Raw genomic sequence first — 22720 nt, forward strand, 5'->3', positions numbered from 1 at the left:
CCGGTGCGGGTTCGCCGCATGCGCGCCAACGAGCCGATCGCGATCGTCGGCATGGCCTGCCAGTTCCCCGGCGGCGTCCGATCACCGGACCAGCTCTGGGATCTCGTCGCCTCGGGAACCGACGCGACCGGCGATTTCCCGTCGGACCGCGGCTGGGATCTGGACCGGCTGTTCGATGCCGATCCGGACAAGCCCGGGACCATCTACACCCGTCGTGGCGGATTCCTCTACGACGCGGGTGATTTCGATGCGGGCTTCTTCGGGATCGGCCCGCGCGAGGCCTCCGCGATGGACCCGCAGCAGCGTCTGCTGCTGGAGGTGTCCTGGGAAGCCCTGGAGGACGCGGGCATCGACCCGACCACATTGTGCGGCAGCGACACCGGGGTCTATGTCGGCGCGGGCTACTCGGGCTATGTCGATCGGGTGGCCGGTGACCTGGAGGGCTATCGGCTCACCGGCACCACCAGCAGCGTGATGTCGGGCCGGGTGGCCTATGTCCTGGGGCTCGAAGGCCCGGCAGTCACCGTGGACACCGCGTGTTCGTCCTCGCTGGTCTCGCTGCATCTGGCCTGCCAGGCATTGCGTCAGGGTGAGAGTTCGCTGGCGCTGGCCAGCGGTGTCACCGTCGCGGCGAGCCCGTACCTGTACGTCGATTTCGCGAGGCAGCGCGGTCTTGCGCCCGATGGCCGGTGCAAGGCGTTCTCCGCCTCCGCCGATGGCGTCGCCTTCGCCGAGGGCGTGGGCGTGCTGGTGCTCGAACGGCTTTCCGACGCCCGGCGCCTGGGCCACAACATCCTTGCCCTCGTACGCGGCACGGCGGTGAACCAGGACGGCGCGAGCAATGGCCTCACCGCTCCGAACGGTCCATCCCAGGAGCGCGTCATCACCGCGGCATTGGCCAATGCCGGGCTCGAACCCTCGGATATCGACGCGGTGGAGGCGCACGGCACCGGCACGACCCTGGGTGATCCCATCGAGGCTCAGGCGCTGATCGCGGTGTACGGGCAGGATCGTGCGGAGCGGCCGCTGCGGATCGGATCGATCAAATCGAATATCGGCCACACCGTGGCCGCGGCGGGTGTCGGCGGCGTGATCAAGATGGTGCAGGCGCTGCGGCACGAAACCCTGCCCGCGACACTGCATGCCGACGAACCGAGCCCGCACGTGGACTGGTCCGCGGGCGATGTCCGGCTGCTGACCGAGTCGCGGCCGTGGCCCGCCGGTGGCCGGGTCCGCCGGGCGGGAGTGTCGTCGTTCGGTGTCAGCGGCACCAACGCGCACGCCATCCTCGAAGAAGCGCCGGTTCCGACACCGGTCGCCGCACCTCCGGCCGCCGCCGCACCGGCCGTGCGGATGCCGTGGCTGGTGTCGGCCAAGAGCGAGACCGCACTGCGAGCCCAGGCGTCGAAACTGCGCCGGTGGTTCGTCGAGCACTCCGACGCCGATCCGGCGGAGGTGGCGCACGCGCTCGCGACGACCCGTGCCCAGCACGAGACTCGGGCAGCGGTGCTCGGCGGTGATCGCGCGAAGCTGCTCGCGGGGCTGGCGCACCTGGCCGACGGATCCTCGTCTGCCGGGGTGGTTTCCGGAACCGTGGGCGCGGGGAAGACCGCGTTCCTGTTCACCGGTCAAGGTGCGCAGCGGGTCGGTATGGGACGCGAACTGTACGAGGCGTTCCCGGTGTTCGCCGACGCGTTGGATGAGATCTGCGCGCAGTTCGATCCGCTGGTGGGCGGTTCGCTGAAGGATTTGATGTTCACCGGCCAGCTGGCCGGTAGTGACCTTCGGGATACCGAGCCACTGGGCCGGACCGAGTTCACCCAGCCCGCGCTGTTCGCATTCGAAGTGGCGTCGTACCGGTTGCTCGAATCGTTCGGAGTCGTTCCGGATGTGGTGATCGGGCATTCGATCGGTGAGCTGGCCGCGGCGCATATCGCCGGAGTGTGGTCGCTCGAGGATGCCTGCGCGCTCGTCGCTGCGCGCGGACGGCTGATGGGAGCCCTGCCCGAGGGCGGCGCAATGCTCGCCATCGCGGCGCCCGAGACCGACGTGGCCTCGGCGATCGCCGGATTCGGTGATCGCGTGTCGGTGGCCGCGGTGAACGGCCCCGCGGCCGTGGTGGTCTCGGGTGACGAGGACGTCATCGCCGAGGTCGAGCGGCAGTTCACCGGGCAGGGGCGCAAGACGAACCGGTTGCGGGTATCGCATGCGTTCCATTCCGCTCGCATGCAGCCGATGCTGGCCGAGTTCGAGTCCGTGATCGCCGGAGTGACCTCCAGCGCGCCGCGGATTCCGTTGGTGTCCAATGTCTCCGGCGCGATCGCGGGCGAGGAGATCCTGGATCCGGCCTACTGGGCGGGGCAGGTCCGCGCCGCGGTGCGCTTCGCCCCCGGCGTCGAGACGCTGGCCGCCGCGGGTGTGCGCCGATTCCTCGAGATCGGGCCCGATGCGGTGCTGGCGGCCATGACGCGGCACACGCTGCCCGCCGAGATCGAGGCCAGATCGGTGGTCGCCGCGGCGGCCCGCCGCGATCACAACGAGGTCGAGCAGTTCGTCACCATGCTCGCCCACGCGCACACGGCCGGGGTGGCCGTGGACTGGACGCCGCTGTTCGGCGACCGCCGTACGGGACGAGTCGCCCTGCCCACCTACGCCTTCGAGCATCGGCGGTACTGGCTGGAACCGGCGGCGGAGCCCCGGAAGGCGGCGGAGCACGAACTGCTCACCGATGTGGTGCGCGTGGCCGACCGCGACGAGTGGCTGTTCACGGGGCGGCTGTCATTGCGCGCCCATCCCTGGATCGCCGACCACACCACCTACGGCGTGGTGCTCGTGCCGAGCGCCGCGCTCATGGAGATGCTGCTGGTCGCGGGCCGCCGCATCGGCTGCGACGCCATGGACGAGCTCACCCTCGAGACGCCGATCCTGCCGCCCGCGGACGGCGAGGTCGACCTGCAGGTCCTGGTGCGCGAACCGGATGCGGCGGGACGGCGAGCGTTCACCTTCCACTACCGGCGCGCGGGCGACGGCGAGTGGTCGCGCAATGCCAGCGGTGTACTGAGCGGTCGGCAGTTGACCGATATCGGGCTGATGGACATGCTGCGCGACGGCCGGTGGCCGCCGGTCGATGCCGAACCGATCGACGCCGACTGGATTCCCGCCCAGGTGGCGCGGGTGGCCGGGCTGGAATACGGTCCCTCGTTCCTGGGCATCGACGCCGCCTGGCGCAGCGGCGACACCATGTACTCCGAGGTCACCCTGAATCCGGACGTCGCGGCCGACGGATTCCAGCTGCATCCGGCATTGTTCGATATGGCGCTGCATGCCGGGCTGGTCGGGTTGATCTGGTCGGACCACCAGGGCAATCCGGCCGAGGGCAAGCTGCTGTTCCGCTGGGGTGCAACGCAATTCCACACCACCGCCAAGGTCACGAAGCTGCGCGTGATGGCCATCCTGCGCAGCAGCGAGGCCATTTCCGTCGTGGCCGTGGACCAGGACGGCAATCCGGTGCTGTCCTGCGACGAAGTGGTCATGCGCGCTTACGACGTGCAGCAGTTCCGTGCCGGACTCTCGGGTGGGCAGGCGGCGCGGTACGGGTTGCGGTGGACGGCGGTCGAGTCCTCCGCCGCACTCGCGTCGATCCCGAGTATGGCTGTATTCGGTGCCACGCCTGTGGCCGGAATCGACGAGCGCTATCCGGATCTGGCGGCGCTGGCCGCCGCTTCCACTGTCCCGGACGTCGTCGTGTGGCCTGAAGGCGTTGTGTCGCAGGTTGATTCGCTGCCGTACGCGAGCGAGCGGGTGAAGACCGCGCTGCACACGGTCAACGACTGGCTGGCTGACGAGCGTTTCGCGCGGTCGCAGCTGGTCGTGGTGACCGCCGGGGCGGCCGACTCGTCCGATACGGCGCCGGATACCGGGGCGGCGGCGGTCTGGGGGCTCATACGCAGCGCTCAGACCGAGTATCCGGACCGGATCGTGCTTCTCGACGCGAGCGAATCCGCTGGTGCGCAGCCTGTTTCGGCGGACCGGATCCGGGCCGCGCTCGCAACCGGCGAGCCCCAAGTAGCGGTGCGGGGCGACCGTGTCCTCACGCCACGGCTGGAGGCGGTGACCGACGGTGCGGCCAACCCGGTTTCGTTCGGATCGGGCACCGTTCTGATCACCGGCGGAACCGGGGGATTGGGTGCACTCCTGGCCCGCCACCTGGTCACCGCGCACGGTGTGCGACAGCTGCTGCTGGTCTCGCGCCGTGGCTAACGTGCCGACGGCGCACCGGAACTCGCGGCGGAGCTGACCGGACTCGGCGCCGCGGTGCGCATCACCGCCTGCGATGTCACCGACCGGGACGCGGTGCGAGAGGTGCTCGCGGGCCTGCCCGTAGCGCACCCGCTCACCGGTGTCGTGCACACCGCGGGCGTACTCGACGACGCCACCTTCCACACGCTCACCGATGAGCAGGTCGACCGCGTCTTCGCGCCCAAAGCCGAGGCCGCATGGCAGCTGCACGAGCTCACCCGCGAGATGAACCTGTCGGCGTTCGTCATGTTCTCCTCGATCGCCGGGCTGATCGGCTCGCCGGGCCAGGCGAATTACGCTGCCGCGAACAGCTTCCTGGACGCTCTCGCCCTGCGACGCCGCGCCGAAGGGCTCCCGGGGCTGGCCCTCGCCTGGGGCCCGTGGCAGCAGGACATCGGCATGACCGGCGCCCTGGATCGCTCCGCCATGAGCCGACTGGACCGCATGGGACTGGCTCCGCTGGACCGCGCCGAGGGTCTGCGGCTGTTCGACGAATCGCTGGCCGGGGCGGACTCGGCGATCGCCGCGCTACACCTCGACACCGATAAGCTGCGCCTGGAAGCGCATTCCGGTCCGGTCCCGGCGGTGCTGCGCGGATTTGTGCGCGCCCGCGGCCGGTCCGCCGCCGCGAGCGCCGAACCGACGCTCGGGGAGCGCCTGCACGGCGTGGCCGAGGCCAAGCGCCGCGGGGTCGTCCTGGATCTGGTGCGCGAACACGTGGCGGCCGTGCTGGGGCACGGGTCCCTCGACGATATCGGTCCCGAGCGCGGCTTCGACGAACTCGGCTTCGATTCCCTGGGCGGAGTGGAGTTCCGCAACCGGCTGTCGAAGGTGACGGGGCTGTCGCTGCCCTCCACCCTGGTCTTCGACTACCCGAATGCGGGCGAGGTCGCCGACTACCTGCTGGTGCAGGCCGTGGTGGCGGCGCCCGCGGCGCCGGAACCGGCCGCGCCCGGCGATATCGCGCGGCTCAAGGCCCTGCTCGAACGCATTATCGCCACCGGCGGCGACAACGACGAGACCGTTGCCGGGTTGCGGGGCGTCAACGAGCGCCTGCGCGCCTATCTGGGCGGCACATGGTCGGACAGTGGATACGACGATCTCGAATTCCAGTCCGACAGTGAGCTTCTGGATTTGATCGACGAGGAGTTCGGCCCGGCATGAGCATCCGGGGCGACCGGATGCGCGATGTGCGCACCCGGTCGCCCCGGCTCAGCTCGACAGCGCGCGAGCGCAATGATCGCGAATCAGCTGTGCCACCGCATCCCGATTCGCGTCGATGAAGAAATGACCGCCCGGAAATGTTGTGGCGGAAAAGCTTCCAGAGGTATGCGATCCCCACACCTCGATCTCGGCGAGACTCGCATCCGGGTCCCGGTCGCCGACCAGGGCCACGAGGGGACTGCCGACCACCGCCTCCGCACTGCCCTCATAGGTCTCGATGGCCCGATAGTCGTTCCTGACGATCGCCAGGATCAACTCGCGAAACTCGGGATCCTCCAGCAATGCCGCGTGCGTCCCGCCGAAGCGCACCAACAGCTCGATGAGTTCGGGATCGCTCAGCAGATGCACCCGCACCTCGGGCTGCGGCGCCGAAGGCGCGCGCCGCCCGGAAGCGAACAGCACCTTCGCGTGCGCCCCCGCCTCCCGCTCGAGCCGCCCACACGCCTCGAAAGCCACAACGGAGCCCATACTGTGCCCGAACAGCGAGAAATCGCGCCCGTCCCCAACCACTTCCATCAACTCGGGCAGCACCCCGTCGACGAGATCGGAGATATTGCCCACGAGCGGTTCCCGCCTCCGGTCCTGCCGCTCCGGATACTGCACAGCCAGCACCTCGTAATCCGCCCCGATGCGCGCGGCCAAGGGCCCGAACGAAATAGCCGACCCACCCGCATGCGGAAAACAGATCACGGTGTGCGCTCCCGCCCGCGGCGCGGAAGACAGACGACGTAGCCAGCTGTTACCCATAGGGGCACAGACCCTTTCGTTGACGACCCGGAACGAGCAGTCTGACACAGTGCCGGTGCGTTCGGCTCCGTCAAGGTCGCTGTCGGACCAGCTGTTCGGCGGCGTCGACGGCGATATCGATGGCTCGGGCCGCCAACGGTGAGTGGGTGTGTCCGGCGGGCCAGTACAGGTACCACGTGCAGGCGGGCGCGGGGTGTAGCGGATGGATGGTGAGGCGCTCGTCGGACCAGGCGGCGGATCCGTGCAGGCCCAGCCAGGGGAGCACCGCCGACCCGATGCCTGCCCGCACCATGGACAGGATGGTTTCGTGGCCCGCGGTGCGGAATACGATTCGTGGCCGTGCGCCGCTCGCGGCGAGCGTGCGCTCGAGCCATCGTTGGTGGAAGGTGTCGGGCCAGGCGACCATCGGGATCTTGTCGAGCGATGGCACCGGTACCGGACCTTCGGGGAATGCGCCCGTGGCGGCCACCAGGAGGTAGGGCTCGTCGAGCAGTTCGAGGTGCTCGACCTCGCCGTCGATCCGGCCGTAGTGGAACAGCAGGTCGAGATCGCCGATCTCGGGATCCTGCGGTTCCACCGCGGAGAGCCGGATATCGCAGCCGGGGTGTTCGTCCAGCAAGCGGCGCACGACATCGGGCAGGATCAGATTGGTCGCGCCCTGGAAGGTGCCGATATCGATCCGGCCGTTGCCCGCGCGGAAGCGATCGACGGCATCGGCCAGCGCCTCGGCCTTGGCGAGCAGGCCGCGCCCGTGGGCCAGGACCACCTCGCCCAGGGGCGTGATCCGAACCGGTCGAGGACCCCCGGGGCGATCGAAAACCGTTCCGCCGACGGCCTTCTCCAGCGCGGCGATCTGCTGGCTCACCGATGATTGCGTGTAGCCGAGCCGGTCCGCGGCGCGCCCGAACGTGCGCTCCTCGGCAATGGCGGCCATGGTCCTGAGGTGGCGTAGCTCGATGTCGGGCATGATTCGGAGCATAACGAAAAGCGATTGCTTCGATTAGAAGTAATCGTTTTTCGTTATGCGCAGACGATCCTAGCGTCGTAGACATGACGATCTTCTCCGGGACGACCACCGATGCAGCGGCGCCCGGCCGCAGCCCATCCAGTCTTCGGCTGAACCTGCCGGATCTCGTCTGGGCCTTGGCGGCAACGCATTTGGTGAGCAGAGCGGGCGGCGTCGTGCAGTCGTTCCTGGTGCTCTACCTGACGCAGGATCGCCACCTGACGCCGACAACCGCGGGTGCGGTGGTCGCGGCGGTGGGAGTCGGTGGCATCGGCTCCCAGCTGCTCGGCGGCTGGCTCGGCGACCGGATCGGCCGCCGCCACACCATGCTGGTGGGATTCCTGGGAACCGCCGTCGCGATCGGCGCGCTCGGCTCGGCGGGCACCGTCCCGGCAATCTGGGCGGCGGCGGTCGGAGTCGGCTTGATGGCGGATCTGTTCCGCCCGGCCGGGGCGGCCATGGTGGCCGATCTCCCACCCGAACAACGGATCCGGGCCTTCGGCCTGCTCTTCTGGGCGGCCAATCTCGGGTTCTCCGTCGCCACGGTCACCGCCAGAATCCTGGCCCGGCACGGCTACGGGCTCCTGTTCTGGATCAATGTCGTCGCCGCCCTCCTCGCGGCGCTCATCGTCTGGCATCGCGTCCCCGAAACCCGAACGGCCACAACGGAACAGTCCCATCGAGCACTGCTGCCGGTGCTGCGGCGCGACCACCTGATGATCGCCATGACGCTGCTCTACATCGCCTACTTCACACTGTTTCAGCAAACATTCGCGACCCTGCCCCTCGTCATGACCGCGGACGGCCACGGCCCCGAGGCTTACGGAGCCGTGCTCGCTCTGAACGGAATCCTCATCGTCGCGGGCCAGCCCCTGGCGGTCCGAGTGCTCGCGGGCCGGGACCCCGGCACGGTCCTGGCCGTATCCATCCTCCTGGTCGGCGCGGGCGTCGCCGCGAGCGCTACCGTCCACGGCGGAACCGCCTATGCGGCATCGATTCTGGTGTGGACCCTCGGCCAGATCGGCATCGCCGTCATGTTCGGCGGCACCTTCGCCGACCTCGCCCCGGAGGACCTGCGCGGCGGATACATGGGCCTGGCCTCCGCCACCTGGAACATCGGCGGCGTCCTCGGCCCACTGGTCGGCACCGTGGTGCTCAATCATGCGGGGCGAGGCGCCTTGGCCGTGATGTGCGTTCTTGCCGGAATCGCCCTGTTCGCCGCCCAGTACGCCCTCGGCCCGGCACTGAGCCGCCGCAGCGGAGCCCGGCGTCATGCCTGACGATCCGGACTCCGCTGCGGCGAGCGCCCGCTACGGCACCGTGCGATCCCGATCAGCCAGCCGCCACCAGGGCGATGACATCCTCGGTGCGGACGATCTGCCCGCGGGCGCCCCAGTTGCCCTCGGGCAGATCGTTGATGTGCACCCAGGCGGTGGCCGCCTCGGCGAAACGCGCCGGATCCTCGTCGGCGTCCGCGAGCACCCGGGTGACGCGCTCGACGATGTCCCGGCGCTTGTCATCGTCCATGGTCCCCGCCGGAACCCCTACTCGCACCACGTATTTCGGCTTCTCTCCAACGGGCAGCTGACGCCCGCCCACGAACCAGGCGTCGATCTCGTTCACCACCAGCCACGAGATGGACCGCGCCGCTTCGTTATCCGGCGCGCCTTCGGCCAGCATCACCTCCGAAACCAGTCGCCCGCCGATCTTCTCGCGACGCTCCTGGTCCAGCGAGCCCTTGGGAACGAACAACTCTACGAACGGCATCTGTCAGTCCTTTCATTGAACTCTGCGATTCGACGGTAGCTCGAGTGAGTTCAATCAATCAACCCTCTAGACTGGCGGCATGCAACGCACCAGCTTCGCGGAGATGCACTGCTCGATCGGGCAGTCCCTGGAACGCGTCGGGGAATGGTGGACTCCGCTGATCGTGCGGGACATCTACCTCGGCCTGCGCCGCTTCGACGACATAGCCGAGAACCTCGGCATCTCCCGCAACCTGCTCACCCGCCGCTTCGAGAATCTCATCGCCGACGGCATCATCGAGCGCCGCGCCTATCAGGAGCGCCCGCCCCGCTACGAATACCACCTCACCGAAGCGGGCCTCGAACTCGTACCGGTCCTCATGGCGCTCATGGCCTGGGGCGACAAATGGGCCACCCTGGCGGGCGGTCCCCCGGTCGATCTGGTGCACCACGACTGCGGCAAACACTTCACCCCGCAGGTCTGCTGCTCCGAATGCGGCAAACCGGCCCACGCGGCCAATGTGACCGCCCTCCCCGGCCCCGGCGCGGCCTCCGGCCCTGGAACCCGGGTACTCGCCCGCCGCAGCGGCCGGGCGGAGCCCGATGCCGGTCAGGGTGCGGCCGACCTGCGTGTGAGCGGAACCTGAAGGGCCGCAGCCACACACTTCGCGCGAGTTCGGCGTGTCGGTGGGGCGTGGCAGGATCTTGCCGTGCTCGATGATCTTGTGGATATGGGTGAACGGCTGGTCGCGGCGGCGGAGGCGGGCGACCGGGAGACGGTGCGCAGGCTGACGAATGCGTTGGTGCACCAAGGGCAGATCGATGAGGGGATTCCGTTCTGGGAGCGGGCCACCGGCGACCCATGGGTGGCCTACACCCTGGCGCGTTACCGGAAGGTCCGCGGGGATCGGGCGGCGGCCGCGACGCTGTATCGCAGTGGCGCGGACGGTGATGCGGGGTGTGCGTACGGGCTCGGGGTGCTGTTGCAGGAGGACGGGGATCCGCAGGCGGGAGACTGGTTTCGGCAGGGGTGGGAACTGGGTGACCTGAGGTGCAAGATCGAGGTGGGGAAACTGATTGCGGCCGAAGGGAAGCTGACCGAGGCCGCCGAGTTCTTGATGGAGGGAGCCGAATTGGGGGATTCGGCGGTCTTCCCGTCCGTGCGGTTGTTCGAAGGTCTGCGCAGGGCCTTGGATCACATTGCCGCGCACCTCGAATCCGCGACGGACGCCGACGATGCGAGCGACGCGGTGGACCTGATCAACGAACTGCGGCCGCACTACGTGGACTTTCCGGGGCTGTTGATCGAGGTCGAAGGGTATTACCGCCGGACGGCCGAGCTGGGTTACCTGCCGGGGCTGGTCGATCTCGCCGTCACGATGGACCAGTGCCGGCGTCCGTTCGACGAGGTGCGATCGGTCCTGCTGGAGGCCCGGGATCTCGGATCCGCGGGCGCCACGTTCGTGCTCGGTGTGCACGCCGAGAATCGTGGCGATCTCGCCGCGGCCGAACGGTGGTACACCGAAGCGGCCGAGGCGGGCAATGAATCGGCGCAATGGAATCTGGTCGTTCTCTGCAAGCGGCAGCGTCGTCTCGACGAGGCCGAGGTCTGGTTCCGGCGGGTCGGTCCGGACGACGTGGACGTGCCGGATCAGCTCGAAAGCATCGACCGGCTACGGTCCGAGGACCACACGGAGGTGCTCGAGAAGTTCTCGAGCCTGCCCGCATTGCGCACCCGTGCGGAGGGCGGTGACGTGGCGGCCGGGCTCGACTACGCCATGACGCTGTACAACTACGCGGGCGCCGCACCCCGTGACATGATCCCGTGGATTCTCCCCGCCGCCGAAGCGGGCGATGCGGACGCCGCCGACACCCTGGCCGTCGTCCACCGCACACTCGGTGAGCACACCCTGCACGACCGCTGGCGGCTGCGCGCCGCCAAATTGGGCCATCACGGGGCCTGTTTCACCATCGGCACCGTCTTCGACCAGCACCTGGACTGGCAGGAGGCCGAACGCTGGTTCGAGCGCGCGGCCGGGAACGGCCAGGGCGTCTCCGCCATGCTGGCGGGCAAATACAAGGCCCTGCGCGGCGCTTACGCCGAGGCCGAACCCCTGCTCCGGCACGCGACCGAGGTGGGCCCGGACGCGGATTACGCCCTCGAGGCCACGGCCTACTACGGCCTGACCCTGCACCGGCTCGGCCGCTCGGCCGAAGCCCTCCCGCTGTTGCGCACCGCGGCCGCCCGCTGGAGTGAGGTCGAACGCCTGTACGGCACAGACGATCTCATCCGCCGAGCCCGGACACCGGACTTCGCCGCGGAGGCCGCCGACGCCGAGAGCCGAGTGTGACCCTCCGCCCGACGTGCGCGCGGTGAACCCCCCTCACCGCGCGCGGCGCATGCGTCAGTACCGGAAGTGGCGCAGAATCGGCCCGCACACATGCCATTCGTCGCCACCGTCGTGCGCCTCGTGGGCGAGGTGGGCGACGTACCACATCACGGCGTCCTGCCCGTCGACGTTCTCGCCGTTGACGTGCTGCCAGAGTTGATCGTCGGTGGCGCTGCCGAGCGCGCCACGCAGATCCTCGGATCCTCGATAGGCGGTAATGGCCACGTCGAGGCCCGAGAACCAGTCGCTGACACCGTCGAACGGGCCCTTGTCGATGAGGAATCCGCGATTGGTGCCCTTGTTGAGCAGCGCCCAGCGATTGTTGCCGGTGTGGGTGGTGGAGACCTCCGAGGTCTTCGGATGCCAGCCCGGCCCGTATCCCCAGTCCTGACTGGTCGGCAGGTGTTGCAGGGCGAGATTGTTGGCGGCGCCGTCGATATCGAAGTCGAACCGCCAGTACACGTGGTGCCGATGGTTGTACGGGTGCTGTAGTCCGGCACTGTACATCTGCGGCAAGATAATGCCGTCGTCGCGGAAGATCCACCGGTTGAGCAGATGGTAGCGCCCGATGACGTGATAGCTCTCCACCACCAGGAACCGATACCCCTGCCCCGGGCTGCCCTCGTACACCGAGACCGGCTGCTGCATATTGCCGGTGCTCATCTGATCCTTGTACGGCCCGCCACCCTGGTCGTACTGCACGCGGATCATCGGCACACTCGCCTTGTGCAGCACCTTCTTTCCGCGGTAGTACACATCGCGGAAGGCGATGGCCTCGCTGTTGCCGTCGATGATCTCCCATGTGAACGTCCACACCGGCGCCTCCGGCGGCCAGGACACCGATCCGGACGAGCTCACCGCGGGCGTCACCTCCCGGCGCGGCTGCTCGGCATATCCGGTCGGCAGCTTGCCCTCCGGGATCACCCCGACGTCGACGACGTCGCGAGTGCTCAGGTCGACGACCGCGAAGGCCGTCGGCACCCGCCGATCCGCCGGACCGAATCGCAGATCGACCAGACGATGCCCGTGCCGCGGACTGTGGAAATCGGTCTCCTCGACGATCAACCCGCGTCCGGTGCCCACGTCGATGTCCTGCCCCGGCAATCGCCCGTCACGCCGCACCAGTTCGATCGCGTACTGCTGCTCCTTATCGCTGACCGCCGGTTGGGTACGCGAAGTGCTCACCTGGACAACAGCTTTCGCCGCGGTATCGACCAGCGCCTCCACCGTCAGGTCGTCGTCGTAGTTGTACAGCACGACCACCGGATATTCGGTCCCCCGATCGACGGCCCTGGTCCCCACGCTGATGAGGTCGTACCGTTTACCGGCGACCAGGTCACCGACTTCGCTTGCGCCCAGGGCGATCTCGTGCGCAAGCCCCGACGCCTCGGCCACGGCTTCGAGACTCCGCGTCTCGAACGCGACCGGCGTGGTCGCCACGCTCGCTACCAACTCCCCCCAATCCTTGGCGTCGCTGAACTTCGGCTCGATGACCGGCCCCAGGTTGAGAATCTCGGCCCGAAGCAGTCCAGGCGGAGGAAGGAACAATTTCTCAGTCATAACACTCTCCCCGTACGGCTGAGTTCCGCGCGCGGCTGCGCGCCCCTCGATCCTTCGCCCGCCACCTCGGCCCCGTCGCGAGTACTTCGCTACTTCACTCCCCGTCTCGGGAGGCGAATTCCGCAGGTAAACGGACATCATCGCCGGTTCCCCCGCGCCGATGAGGCGCCCAACCTATTCTGCTGGCGTGACGACCCCGACACCATGGACGACGAGCTGGCACGACGCGACGGTGGGCGGCATGGAATGCGGTGACCGGGAAGGCTTTCCGGTGCTGGCCTTCCACGGTGCGCCGGGCTCGCACATGGAGGCGGTGGTTTTCGCCCACGCCCCGGCCGCGGAGGTCGGCGTTCGCCTGATCGCGATCGACCGGCCCGGGATCGGCAGGTCGGAGATGTCGCTCCGCCGCCGGGTCGCGGATTTCGCCGACACCGTGGCGGCGGTGGCCGACCATTTCCACCTGGATCGCTTCGCGGTGCTCGGCGCCTCCGGCGGCGGCCCCTATGCGATGGCATGCGCGGCCGCATTGCCCGATCGGATCACCGAGGCGGTCCTGGTGAGTTCCCCGGCCGCGTTCGACGAGCAGTCGGTCACCGAGGGCTCCGGCGGAGTCAAGCGGGCCGGTGGGCTGATGGTGTTGCGGCGCTTCCCCTTTCTGGCCCGCCCCGTGGCGGCGCGACTGGGGGCGGTGGTCCGCACGCCGCGCGGTCTGGACGCGATGATCGAGCGCATGTCGCCGGCCGATCGCGACCGGATCGCCCGTGACGACCGGCTGAAGGACACTATCGCCGAGAACATCCGCGCCGCATTCGAATCCGGCAGTCACAGCGTGGCGGTCGACTTCCAGCTCCTGTTCGCCCGCCCCTGGGGGTTCGACCCCGCCGATATCACTGTGCCCGTGCACATCTGGCACGGCGCCGCCGACGGCAATGTCCCCGTCGAGGACGGCCGCCGCCTGGCCGCCACGATCCCGGACAGCAAATTCGACGAAGTGCAGGGCGCGGGCCATCTCCTGTTCGTCGACCATGCCGCCGAAATCCTGAGCGGGATCGGGTCCCGGTGAGTTCCGCCCCGGCGTTCACACGACCGGTTCGGTCGCCAGCAGCCGTTTGGCGATCTTGCCCCCGGCCCTGCGCGGCAGCTCGGTCAGGAACGAGACATCACGCGGAACGGCAATGCGGCCCAGCCGATTCCGGATGTAATTGCGTACCATCGCCGAATCCAGCCCGGCGCCCTGCCGGGTGACGACGAAGGCCGCCAGGCGCTGGCCGAACTCCGCGTCCGGGACGCCGACCACGGCGACATCGTCCACCTGCGGCAGAAACGCCAAGGCCTCCTCGACCGGCCGCGGGAAGATGTTCTCGCCACCGGAGATGATCATCTCGTCGCCGCGGCCCGCAATGAACAGCCGCCCCGCCACATCCATATAGCCGAGATCGCCGGTGTCGAGCATGCCGTCGGCCTCATCGGGCGGTGTGGAGTTGACGTAGCCGTCGAAGAGCATGTGATTGGACACGAATATCCGCCCCACCGCGCCGATCGGCACCGGTCGCGAATCCTGGTCGAGCACCGCGACCTTGGTGCCCAGTGGCGGACGGCCCGCGGTGGTGGGGGAGATGCGCAGATCCTCGGGCCCGGCGATGGTCGCCCACGACACCTCGGTGGAGCCGTACACGTTGTAGAGGACGTCACCGAACGCCTTCAGGAACAGCAGTACGGTCGACGCCGGAAGCGGTGCGCCGCAACTGGCTACGACCCGCAGGCTGCTGGTGTCGTAGTGGGCGCGCACCGCGGTCGGCAGCCCGAGGATCCGGTGCACCATGGTCGGCACGACAATGAGGGAGGTGACCTTGTGCTCGGCAATGAGCCGCAGGCAGTCCTCGGCGTCGAACTGTTCGGGCAGCACCACGGTGGCGCGCAGCGCGGTGCTGAGCTGTAGCGCGGCCAGCCCCCAGGTGTGGAACAGCGGGGCCGGAATGAGCATGATCTCGGTTATCCGCAAGGGGATTCGCGACAGCAGCGCCGCGATGGTGCCGAATCCCTTGGGGTGCGGGCGGCGCGCGCATTTCGGCGTGCCGCTGGTTCCGGAGGTCAGCACCAGCAACCGGCCGGGATGGGCCGGTCTGGGAATTCTGCTGCGTCCCAAGGCGATCAGGTCGTCGATCGTCGGCCGGTCGGTGAGCCCGCGCCGAGCGCCGGTGGTGTAGCGCGGGATTCCGGCATGCAGGTAGTTCACCAGCGGATCGAGATCGGCGTCGACGAACAGCGCGGCCAGTCGTTCCCGCTGGGCGATCTCCTCGAGTTGGCGACCGGAGAGCCCGGCATTCAGCAATACCAGATCCGCGCCGAGTTTCCCCGCGGCGACCATGGTTTCGACAATGGCGGCGTGATTGTGCGCCAGCACCCCGATGGCGTGGTGCGCATCGATGCCGAGATCGGCCATGGCCGAGGCCAGCGCACTGGTGCGCCGATGCAGTTCGGCGAAACTCCGGCTGCCGTGATCGTCGATGACGGCGGGCCGATCGGGCTCGAGCGCCGCGCCCGCCGCATAGCCGCCGGACAGGGTGAACCGCCATTTGGCCAATCCGGCCAACTGCCGTACTCCACGATCGGGGCGGCACGGCGCCACCACGCCGGTCCGGATCATCTGCCCGACCACATCGGCCCGCCGTCGAATCGGCACGTTCTCACCATTGACCAGAACGGATTTCGGCGCTCGCCGCCCGTATTCCAGCACCCGGCGCAGGCCCGCCCGGGTCCACGCGAGCACCCCGGCCTTGGATACGCGAGCGGCGACCGGATGCACGCGGGCGGCCGCGAAATACGTCACCCGGATGGTCGTCCGCTCCGTCAGATCGAAGCCCCGGAACTCGCGTTCGAGCCGGATCGCCGCAATACTGCCCACCGCGGGCGCGGACAGTTCCAGCCGCTCGTACCACCGCTGGACGGTCAGGCGCACCTCGACGGTTTCGATCCCGGTCGCGGGCGACCCGATGCGAAATGCCGCGCGCCAGTAGCTGTGATCCTGTTCCAGCAGTTCCATTCCGCCGACGCCGCCGAACAATCGCGCATAGTTCTCGGGCTGCGTGAGGATGTTCCAGATCACCTGTCTGGCCAGTGGCAATTCGTGAACCACCTCGACGATTTCGGCAACCATTGCGCACTCCTCTCCGCCCCGTACCCGGCGTGCGGCGGACGCTACCGGCGCGGCGACCAGCCCGGACGGGCTCGGCCGGAGTTTGGGCGATGCACATGGCGGATGGCGCCGAGCTAGGGCGCCGTCACGATCAGGGGCGGATCGCCCCGTCGTCGGGGGCCAGATATTCGACGCCGGTGATGACCTCGGGATGAATGCACAGGATCTTGTCCCGGCCGCCGGGTAGTTGCGGATCCAATAGCTCGTGGTAGCGGGCGAGCTCTGCTGGATCGGTGACCTGTTCGGCGGTGCCGGTGACGATGACGCACCAGCCCTGCTGGGTCTCCTGGTCGAGGCAGTCGGCTTCATACGCGACGACCTGCTGGTACGCCGGAATACCCACGCCGACGCCGGTGCCGACCACGATCATCTCGTCGTCCATGAAATGGTTGACCGGCCGGATGGCCGGTAATGCGTGCCGCGAGTACACGATTCGGCCGAATCGAGCCTGGCGGAGCAGTTGCAGGCATTCCGCGTCGGGCAGCGCCCGGGCTGCGAGCGCACCGGAATTCATCACTCCGATCCGCCGCATTACCGACTTACCGTTACGGGCGGCCTCGGGTCTGCCGATCATCGCGCGATCACCCTCCAAGGATGACGGATCATGATGTGCCACTGCTGGCATGTGGGGTTCCCGGCTCCCCGCCATGGCAAACCCGAACGCGCGGATCGGTCCGTTTCGTCCCCGTTCATCCTACCGGGTCGGCGGCGTGCGGGCCTTGGAAGGTGCGGCGGTAGGCGGACGGGGTGGTCGCCAGGGTCCGGGCGAATTGCTCGCGCAGGGTGACGGCGCTGCCGAAGCCGCACCGGGCGGCTATGCGTTCGACGGGCTGATCGGTGGTTTCGAGGAGACGCTGCGCGAGGGCGATGCGCTGGGTGGCTATCCAGAGGGTGGCGGTCGTGCCCACCGTATTGCGGAAGTGCCGGGTGAAGGTGCGGCGGCTCATGGCGGCATGGGCGGCCAGGCGATCCACGGTGAGGCCCTCGTGCAGATGCTCGATGGCCCAGCGCAGCGTCGCGGCGAGGGGGTGCTGGGATTCCGTTGCGGGCAAGGGATGTTCGATGAACTGCGCCTGGCCGCCGTCGCGGTGGGGCGGGGTGACCAGGCGGCGGGCCACGCGATTGGCCAGTTCGGTCCCGTGCTGGCGGCGCAGCAGGTGCAGGCAGGTATCGATGGCGGCGGTGGTGCCCGCGGAGGTGACGATATCGCCGTCGTCGACGTAGAGGGATTCCCGGTCCAGGCGCACCTCGGGGAAGCGGCGGGCGAAGACGTCGGCCCATTTCCAGTGGGTGGCGGCGGGACGGCCCGCGAGCAGACCGGTATCGGCCACCACGAACGCGCCCAGGCACAGGCCGATCACCCGGGCGCCCGCGGCATGCGCGGCGCGAATCGGGTCGAGGATCTCCGGCGGCGCGGGCAGGTCGGGATCGGGCCAGCTGGGGACGATCACCATGGACGCGCCCGCGACTTCGTCGAGTCCGTGGCCGGTGGCGACGGTGAAACCGGCGGTGGTGACGATGGGCGCGGCCCCCGGCGTGCAGACGCGGACCTCGCAGGGCGGCAGTTCGGGGGAGGGCTGTTCTTCGCCGAAAACCAGGCAGGGCACGGACAAATGGAACGGGTTGATCCCGTCGAACGCGACGACGGCGATCACATCCACGGCAATCCTCCTGCACCCTCATGGCCCGAATCCGTCGATTGTAGGCGCACGCGCCACTGTCGAGCCGGGCCCGTAGCGGAGATCGTGAATGCCGTCCCGTTGACCCGTACCGAGGAGCCCGCGTGCACCGCATGACCCGAACGATCCTGACCGCTCTCGCCGTGGCGGCCACGGCCACGGCCTGCCAGTCGGCGCCCGCCGATCCGGCCGCCGCCACGACGACGGCGAAACCGGCTCCGGGCCCGCTCGTTTCGGCCCCGGCCGCCGAACTGGCCTGGCGCGAACTGCCCGATACCGGCGGCATCAAGGTGGCCGACGTGGGCGGCGATATCACCAGCAGCGGCCCGTACGAGGCGTTCGTGAAATTCCCCGCCGGAAAAGACAATCCGTTCCACACCCACACCAGCGACCTGCCGACGGTCGTCCTGGCGGGCACGTTCTACGCCGTCATCGACGGCAGGCGCACCGAGTACCCGGCCGGTTCGTATTACAACCTCCCCGCCGATCTGCCGCATTTCAGCGGCTGCGCCCCGGGTGTCGACTGCCTGCTGTTCCAGTACCAGTCCGACCATTTCGATCTCGTGCCGACCGCGACGCCCTGACGTGGTTCACTCCGCCTGTTGTACGCTTGTTGTACGCATACGAAAATAGGATAGAGAGCGATGAACGCCATCGACCTTGCCGCGCCGGGGGAGCGGTCCGGGCCTGCACCGGATACCGAATCCTCGGCGGGGCCGAGCCTTGTGCCGCTGGTGCGCCCGTATCTCGGGGGTTTCGCGGCGGTTGTCGTCCTGCAGGTGATCGGCGCGGTGGCCGGACTCGCGCCCTTGCTGGCCGTGGTGGAGCTGGGCCGGACGCTGTTGTCGCCGGGGCCGATCGACCACGATCACGTATGGCTGGTGGTGCTCGTCGGCGCGGCCGGAATGCTGGTGCGGCTGGTGTTCACGGCGGCGTCCTCCGGGGTGGGGCATCTGCTCGACGGGCAGGTTCAGCTGTCGTTCCGGCGGCAGCTGGCGGCGCGGCTGGGGCGGGCGCCGATCGGCTGGTTCTCCCGGCGGCGCACCGGTGAGCTGGCCAAGGTGGTCGGCGATGACGTGAGCGCGGTGCACCCGTTCATCGCGCACGCGCCGGGTGAGCTGGTATCGGCGTTCGTGGTGCCGCTGGTGTCGGCGGTCTACCTGTTCACCGTCGATTGGCGGCTCACGCTCATCACGCTGATTCCAGTGGTGCTGGCAATCGCGCTGGTGCCCTTGATGATGACGGCCACGCGGGTGCGCGAGCAGGAGGAGTTCGATGCCGCCATGGGCCGCATCGCGGATTCGGCCGTGGAGTTCGTACAGGGCATCGCGGTGGTCAAGGCCTTCGGCGGATCCGGACGTGCGCACCGCACCTTCCTCACGGCCACCGAGGAATTCGCGAGCACGTTCTACCGATGGGTGCGCGGCATCTCCGGTATCGCGGCGGGCATGCAGCTGGCGCTGTCGCCGCCGTTCGTGCTGCTGGTCGTGCTCATCGGCGGTGCGGTCCTGATCACCGGCGGGGGTATGGCCCCCGCGGATCTGCTGCCCTTCCTGTTGCTCGGCCTGGGCTTGACCGCTCCCGTGGCGGCGCTGGGCCACGGGTTCGACGATCTGCAGACCGCCCAGCGCGCGGTCGTCCGCATCCGGGATGTGCTTGCGGTGCAATCACTTCCGGAGCCCGCGCGGCCGATCGCACCGCGCGGCCACACGGTCGAACTGCGTAATGTCCGCTTCGGCTACGACACCGGCGCCGAGGTGCTGCGCGGTATCGATCTGACGCTCGAGCCCGGGACGGTCACCGCGATCGTCGGCGCGTCGGGCAGCGGTAAGTCCACCCTGGTCCAGCTGTTGCCGCGCTTCTTCGACCCGACCCACGGCCAAGTCCTGCTCGGCGGGGCCGACCTGCGCGCAATCGACAGCCGCGAGCTCTACCGCGCGGTCTCGTTCGTCTTCCAGGACGTGCGCCTGCTGCGCGCTTCCATTGCGGACAATATCGCCCTGGCCCTCCCGCACGCCGACCTCGACGACATTGTGCGCGCCGCCCGGCTGGCGCACATCCACGACCGCATTCTCGAACTGCCGCGCGGCTACGAGTCGGTCATCGGCGAGGACGCCGCCTTGTCCGGTGGTGAGGCACAACGGATCTCGATCGCCCGCGCACTGCTCGCCGATTCGCCCGTGCTGGTCCTCGACGAAGCCACCTCCTTCGCCGATCCGCACACCGAATACGCGGTGCGCCAAGCTCTCACGGCCCCGCGGCCGGATCGGACCGTGCTCGTGATCGCGCATCGTCTGGAAACGGTCGCCGATGCTGACACCGTCGTACTGCTGGAGAACGGGGCGATCGCCGAGCGCGGCGCGCCCGCCGAATTGCTGGCCCGCGGCGGCAAATTCGCCGAGTTCTGGCAGTCCCGCGCCGCGCTCGACCACACCGATGAGCGACTGCAAGGAGAATTCCGATGATTCGCATGCTGCTGCGCGTACTCGGCGACGAGTACGCCCGGCCGGTGCGCCGCACCGTGGCCCTCATGACCGTCACCGCCATCGCCGAGGGCCTGTCCTACGCCCTGCTGGTCCCGGTACTGCGAGAACTGTTCGGGCCCAAACCTGCCGAGGTCAGGCCCGCGCTGATCGCCTTCGGAATCGCGGTCGCGGCGTATGCCGTGCTGCGCTATCTCAGCGATCTGTCCGGCTTCCGCGTCGGCACCACACTGCTGCGCGGTATGTACCACCGCCTGGGTGATCACCTGGCCCGCCTGCCCCTGGTCTGGTACAGCGCCGACCGCGTCGGGCAGGTGTCGGTGCTCGCGAGTCGCGGTGTGCTGCAGGCGATGAGCGTGATCGCCCACCTGCTCTCGCCGTTCATCTCCGCCTGCGTGACTCCGCTGACGATCGTGGCCGTCATGCTTGCCTACAACTGGCAGCTCGGACTGGCCGCGCTCATCGCCGCACCGCTGGTGGCCGTGATCCAGGCGTGGACGGGCCGGTCGATGGCCGCCACCGACGCCCAGCGTCACGAACGCGATCGGGACGCCGCGGGCCGGGTCATCGAATACCTACAGGCGCAACCGGTCCTGCGCGCCGGTGGCCGGACCACCGAACGCTTCGGCCTGCTCGACGACGCCCTGCGTGAGGTCCAGCGCGCCTCCCGCGCCCCGGCCCTGTCGGCCCTGCCCGGCATCGTGGGCCTGACGCTGGCGGTGCAGGTGGTGTTCACCGCGCTGCTGGCACTGGGCGCCTATCTGGCACTCGGCGGAACCATCGGCACCGCGGAGGTGCTGGCCATTCTGGTGCTGGCCGCACGCTGCGCCGAGCCGCTGCTGTCGCTGGCGGATATCGGCGGCAAACTGCGCAGCGCCCGCGCGGAGCTGGTCCGGCTCGACGCACTCCTGTGCACCGCACCGCTGCCCGAAGCCGACCGGCCGCTCGAACCGGCGGACCACAGCGTGGAATTCGAATCCGTCACCTTCAGGCAGAACGGACGCACGATCATCGACGATCTGACGCTGTCGGTCCCGGCGGGTCAGCGGCTCGCCGTGGTCGGCCCGTCCGGCGCGGGCAAGAGCACCCTGCTGCAACTGCTCGCCCGCTTCTACGATGTCGACTCCGGCGCGATCCGAATGGGCGGGGCCGATGTGCGATCCATCGGCGCCGAGGCATTGATGCGCGATATCGCCATCGTCTTCCAGAACGTCTATCTGTTCGACGGCACCATCGAGGAGAACGTCCGCCTGGGCCGCCCCGACGCCTCGGTGGCCGAGATCCGCGCGGCGGCGACCGCGGCCGGACTCGACGACGTGATCGAACGACTGCCCGGCGGCTGGGACGCGCACGTCGGCGAGGCCGGTGCGCTGCTGTCCGGCGGTGAGCGCCAACGCGTTTCGATTGCCCGCGCCCTGCTGAAGAATGCCCCCGTCGTACTCCTGGACGAGGTGACCTCCGCCCTGGATCCGGTGAACGAGGCGGCCGTGCACGCGGGTATCGAACGCCTCATGGCGGGCCGGACCGTGGTGCTGGTGGCGCATCGGATGCGCACCGTGCAGCGCGCCGACCAGGTCGTCTTCCTCGACGGCGGCCGCATCGCGGAACTCGGCACACACGAGGAACTGCTGGCCCAGGGCGGCCGCTACGCCGATTTCTGGAACATTTCCCTGGCGACCTCGACCAGTTAACGCCGCGCCGAGTTCGGCAGCATCCCATCGACAATGGCCGTCAGGCCCGCCCGATGCGATGCGCGCGTGCTGAGCTCGGCGCAGCGATCGGCGACCGCCGCAATGTGCGGATAAGCGCCGGGCGCCAGATCGGCAATGGCTCGATCACGATAGACAGCCTTGCCCGTCTGCGCCCGGCGTCGTTCGCTGTTCACCCGGATGATCAGATTGCCGACGATGTAGTACCAGAGCGTGCGATACACGTCGACGGCTTCCTCGGGCGTGCACCCGCATTCGACGGCCGCGCCGATCATGTTCTCGACGAACCAGAGCGCGGCGGGCGCGAACAGATCGTCGGCGGTCAGCACCTCGATGATCCACGCCCGCTCGGACAGCAATTCGTAGAGCAGCACCGCCGTGGCAATGAGCCGCTCCCGCGGATCCTCCGGCAATTCCGGCCGCGGAATGGTCTGCGCGTGCGCCTCCAGCACCCGCAGCAGCAACTCGTCCTTGTCGCGCACGTGGTAGTACAGCGCCATCGGCGCACTGCCCAGCTCGCTCGCCAGCCGCCGCATGGAAAGCTTCTCCGGCCCTTCGGCCGCCAGAATCCGATCCGCCGCGGCAATGATCGCCTCCAGCGACAAGCGCGGCGGTCGGCCTGCGCTCTTCACGCGCTCTCCGTCAACGGGCATCCGTCCATCCTCCCCGATGCGAACGGCCG

15 protein-coding genes and 1 pseudogene are annotated in these 22720 nt (G+C 68.9%); 8 read left to right on the forward strand and 8 right to left on the reverse strand.

The window, feature by feature from the left end:
* Window positions 1-3 precede the first annotated feature (3 nt).
* Window positions 4-5463: pseudogene (locus tag NC4_RS11695) on the forward strand (type I polyketide synthase).
* 48 nt (window positions 5464-5511) lie between these two features.
* On the opposite strand, the gene NC4_RS11705 reads toward NC4_RS11695, so the two are convergent.
* Entirely contained in the window at window positions 5512-6270 is a 759-nt protein-coding gene (locus NC4_RS11705) for a thioesterase II family protein (protein WP_067536416.1), read from the reverse strand.
* Between the two features lie 70 nt (window positions 6271-6340).
* Window positions 6341-7237 carry a LysR family transcriptional regulator gene (locus tag NC4_RS11710; RefSeq protein ID WP_067536765.1) on the reverse strand — a complete coding sequence of 299 codons (897 nt, stop codon included), beginning with the start codon at window positions 7235-7237 and terminating at the stop codon, window positions 6341-6343.
* Between the two features lie 83 nt (window positions 7238-7320).
* Between NC4_RS11710 and NC4_RS11715 the strand changes: the two genes are divergently transcribed.
* Window positions 7321-8556, forward strand: a complete 1236-nt coding sequence (locus tag NC4_RS11715; protein WP_067536418.1) for an MFS transporter — start codon at window positions 7321-7323, stop codon at window positions 8554-8556.
* Window positions 8557-8608: 52 nt separating this feature from the next.
* On the opposite strand, the gene NC4_RS11720 is transcribed toward NC4_RS11715, so the two are convergent.
* Complete coding sequence (locus NC4_RS11720) at window positions 8609-9043, reverse strand: tautomerase family protein (RefSeq protein WP_067536420.1); 435 nt, start codon at window positions 9041-9043, stop codon at window positions 8609-8611.
* A 79-nt stretch (window positions 9044-9122) separates the two neighbouring features.
* On the opposite strand from NC4_RS11720, the gene NC4_RS11725 reads away from it, so the two are divergent.
* On the forward strand, window positions 9123-9668 hold the full coding sequence (locus NC4_RS11725; RefSeq protein ID WP_067536422.1) for a winged helix-turn-helix transcriptional regulator: 546 nt from the start codon (window positions 9123-9125) through the stop codon (window positions 9666-9668).
* Window positions 9669-9731: 63 nt separating this feature from the next.
* On the forward strand, window positions 9732-11372 hold the full coding sequence (locus tag NC4_RS11730; RefSeq protein ID WP_218021043.1) for an SEL1-like repeat protein: 1641 nt from the start codon (window positions 9732-9734) through the stop codon (window positions 11370-11372).
* A gap of 54 nt (window positions 11373-11426) precedes the next feature.
* Here the strand turns inward: NC4_RS11730 and NC4_RS11735 are convergent, their stop codons facing one another.
* Window positions 11427-12971: a hypothetical protein gene (locus NC4_RS11735; RefSeq protein ID WP_067536425.1), complete on the reverse strand. Its 1545-nt coding sequence runs from the start codon at window positions 12969-12971 to the stop codon at window positions 11427-11429.
* Window positions 12972-13158: 187 nt separating this feature from the next.
* Here NC4_RS11735 and NC4_RS11740 point away from each other — a divergent pair, with 187 nt between their 5' ends.
* Entirely contained in the window at window positions 13159-14034 is an 876-nt protein-coding gene (locus tag NC4_RS11740; protein WP_169814779.1) for an alpha/beta fold hydrolase, read from the forward strand.
* A 15-nt stretch (window positions 14035-14049) separates the two neighbouring features.
* Here NC4_RS11740 and NC4_RS11745 read toward each other — a convergent pair whose 3' ends face one another.
* The 3 genes from NC4_RS11745 to NC4_RS11755 all read right to left on the reverse strand — a co-directional run bounded on the left by NC4_RS11745 (window position 14050) and on the right by NC4_RS11755 (window position 17828).
* Window positions 14050-16128, reverse strand: coding sequence for an AMP-binding protein (locus NC4_RS11745; protein ID WP_067536430.1), 2079 nt, complete (start codon window positions 16126-16128; stop codon window positions 14050-14052).
* A 130-nt stretch (window positions 16129-16258) separates the two neighbouring features.
* Window positions 16259-16741 carry a pyridoxamine 5'-phosphate oxidase family protein gene (locus tag NC4_RS11750; protein ID WP_218021044.1) on the reverse strand — a complete coding sequence of 161 codons (483 nt, stop codon included), beginning with the start codon at window positions 16739-16741 and terminating at the stop codon, window positions 16259-16261.
* A gap of 115 nt (window positions 16742-16856) precedes the next feature.
* Window positions 16857-17828: a GlxA family transcriptional regulator gene (locus tag NC4_RS11755; RefSeq protein WP_157554577.1), complete on the reverse strand. Its 972-nt coding sequence runs from the start codon at window positions 17826-17828 to the stop codon at window positions 16857-16859.
* 131 nt (window positions 17829-17959) lie between these two features.
* On the opposite strand from NC4_RS11755, the gene NC4_RS11760 reads away from it, so the two are divergent.
* Genes NC4_RS11760 through NC4_RS11770 form a run of 3 tightly spaced genes read left to right on the forward strand, consistent with a single transcriptional unit; the run spans window position 17960 to window position 22020 of the window.
* Window positions 17960-18430, forward strand: coding sequence for a cupin domain-containing protein (locus NC4_RS11760; protein WP_084528914.1), 471 nt, complete (start codon window positions 17960-17962; stop codon window positions 18428-18430).
* Between the two features lie 60 nt (window positions 18431-18490).
* The gene (locus NC4_RS11765) at window positions 18491-20311 is read left to right on the forward strand and encodes an ABC transporter ATP-binding protein (RefSeq protein WP_067536438.1); all 1821 of its coding nucleotides are present in this window, start codon (window positions 18491-18493) and stop codon (window positions 20309-20311) included.
* Complete coding sequence (locus NC4_RS11770) at window positions 20308-22020, forward strand: ABC transporter ATP-binding protein (protein ID WP_067536440.1); 1713 nt, start codon at window positions 20308-20310, stop codon at window positions 22018-22020. The genes NC4_RS11765 and NC4_RS11770 overlap by 4 nt, the downstream gene beginning before the upstream one ends.
* Here NC4_RS11770 and NC4_RS11775 read toward each other — a convergent pair.
* On the reverse strand, window positions 22017-22691 hold the full coding sequence (locus NC4_RS11775; protein WP_067536442.1) for a TetR/AcrR family transcriptional regulator: 675 nt from the start codon (window positions 22689-22691) through the stop codon (window positions 22017-22019). The genes NC4_RS11770 and NC4_RS11775 overlap by 4 nt on opposite strands.
* Between the last annotated feature and the right edge of the window lie 29 nt (window positions 22692-22720).

The sequence above is a fragment of the Nocardia crassostreae genome (assembly GCF_001613405.1).
Classification (GTDB): domain Bacteria; phylum Actinomycetota; class Actinomycetes; order Mycobacteriales; family Mycobacteriaceae; genus Nocardia; species Nocardia crassostreae.

Excerpts from the sequence above, each read along its gene's own strand:
- NC4_RS11725 (WP_067536422.1), top strand. The coding sequence starts at position 9,123 with ATGCAACGCACCAGCTTCGCGGAGATGCACTGCTCGATCGGGCAGTCC.
- NC4_RS11775 (WP_067536442.1), bottom strand. The coding sequence starts at position 22,691 with ATGCCCGTTGACGGAGAGCGCGTGAAGAGCGCAGGCCGACCGCCGCGC.
- NC4_RS11705 (WP_067536416.1), bottom strand. The coding sequence starts at position 6,270 with ATGGGTAACAGCTGGCTACGTCGTCTGTCTTCCGCGCCGCGGGCGGGA.
- NC4_RS11735 (WP_067536425.1), bottom strand. The coding sequence starts at position 12,971 with ATGACTGAGAAATTGTTCCTTCCTCCGCCTGGACTGCTTCGGGCCGAG.
- NC4_RS11760 (WP_084528914.1), top strand. The coding sequence starts at position 17,960 with ATGACCCGAACGATCCTGACCGCTCTCGCCGTGGCGGCCACGGCCACG.
- NC4_RS11765 (WP_067536438.1), top strand. The coding sequence starts at position 18,491 with ATGAACGCCATCGACCTTGCCGCGCCGGGGGAGCGGTCCGGGCCTGCA.
- NC4_RS11750 (WP_218021044.1), bottom strand. The coding sequence starts at position 16,741 with ATGATCGGCAGACCCGAGGCCGCCCGTAACGGTAAGTCGGTAATGCGG.
- NC4_RS11710 (WP_067536765.1), bottom strand. The coding sequence starts at position 7,237 with ATGCCCGACATCGAGCTACGCCACCTCAGGACCATGGCCGCCATTGCC.
- NC4_RS11745 (WP_067536430.1), bottom strand. The coding sequence starts at position 16,128 with ATGGTTGCCGAAATCGTCGAGGTGGTTCACGAATTGCCACTGGCCAGA.
- NC4_RS11770 (WP_067536440.1), top strand. The coding sequence starts at position 20,308 with ATGATTCGCATGCTGCTGCGCGTACTCGGCGACGAGTACGCCCGGCCG.
- NC4_RS11720 (WP_067536420.1), bottom strand. The coding sequence starts at position 9,043 with ATGCCGTTCGTAGAGTTGTTCGTTCCCAAGGGCTCGCTGGACCAGGAG.
- NC4_RS11715 (WP_067536418.1), top strand. The coding sequence starts at position 7,321 with ATGACGATCTTCTCCGGGACGACCACCGATGCAGCGGCGCCCGGCCGC.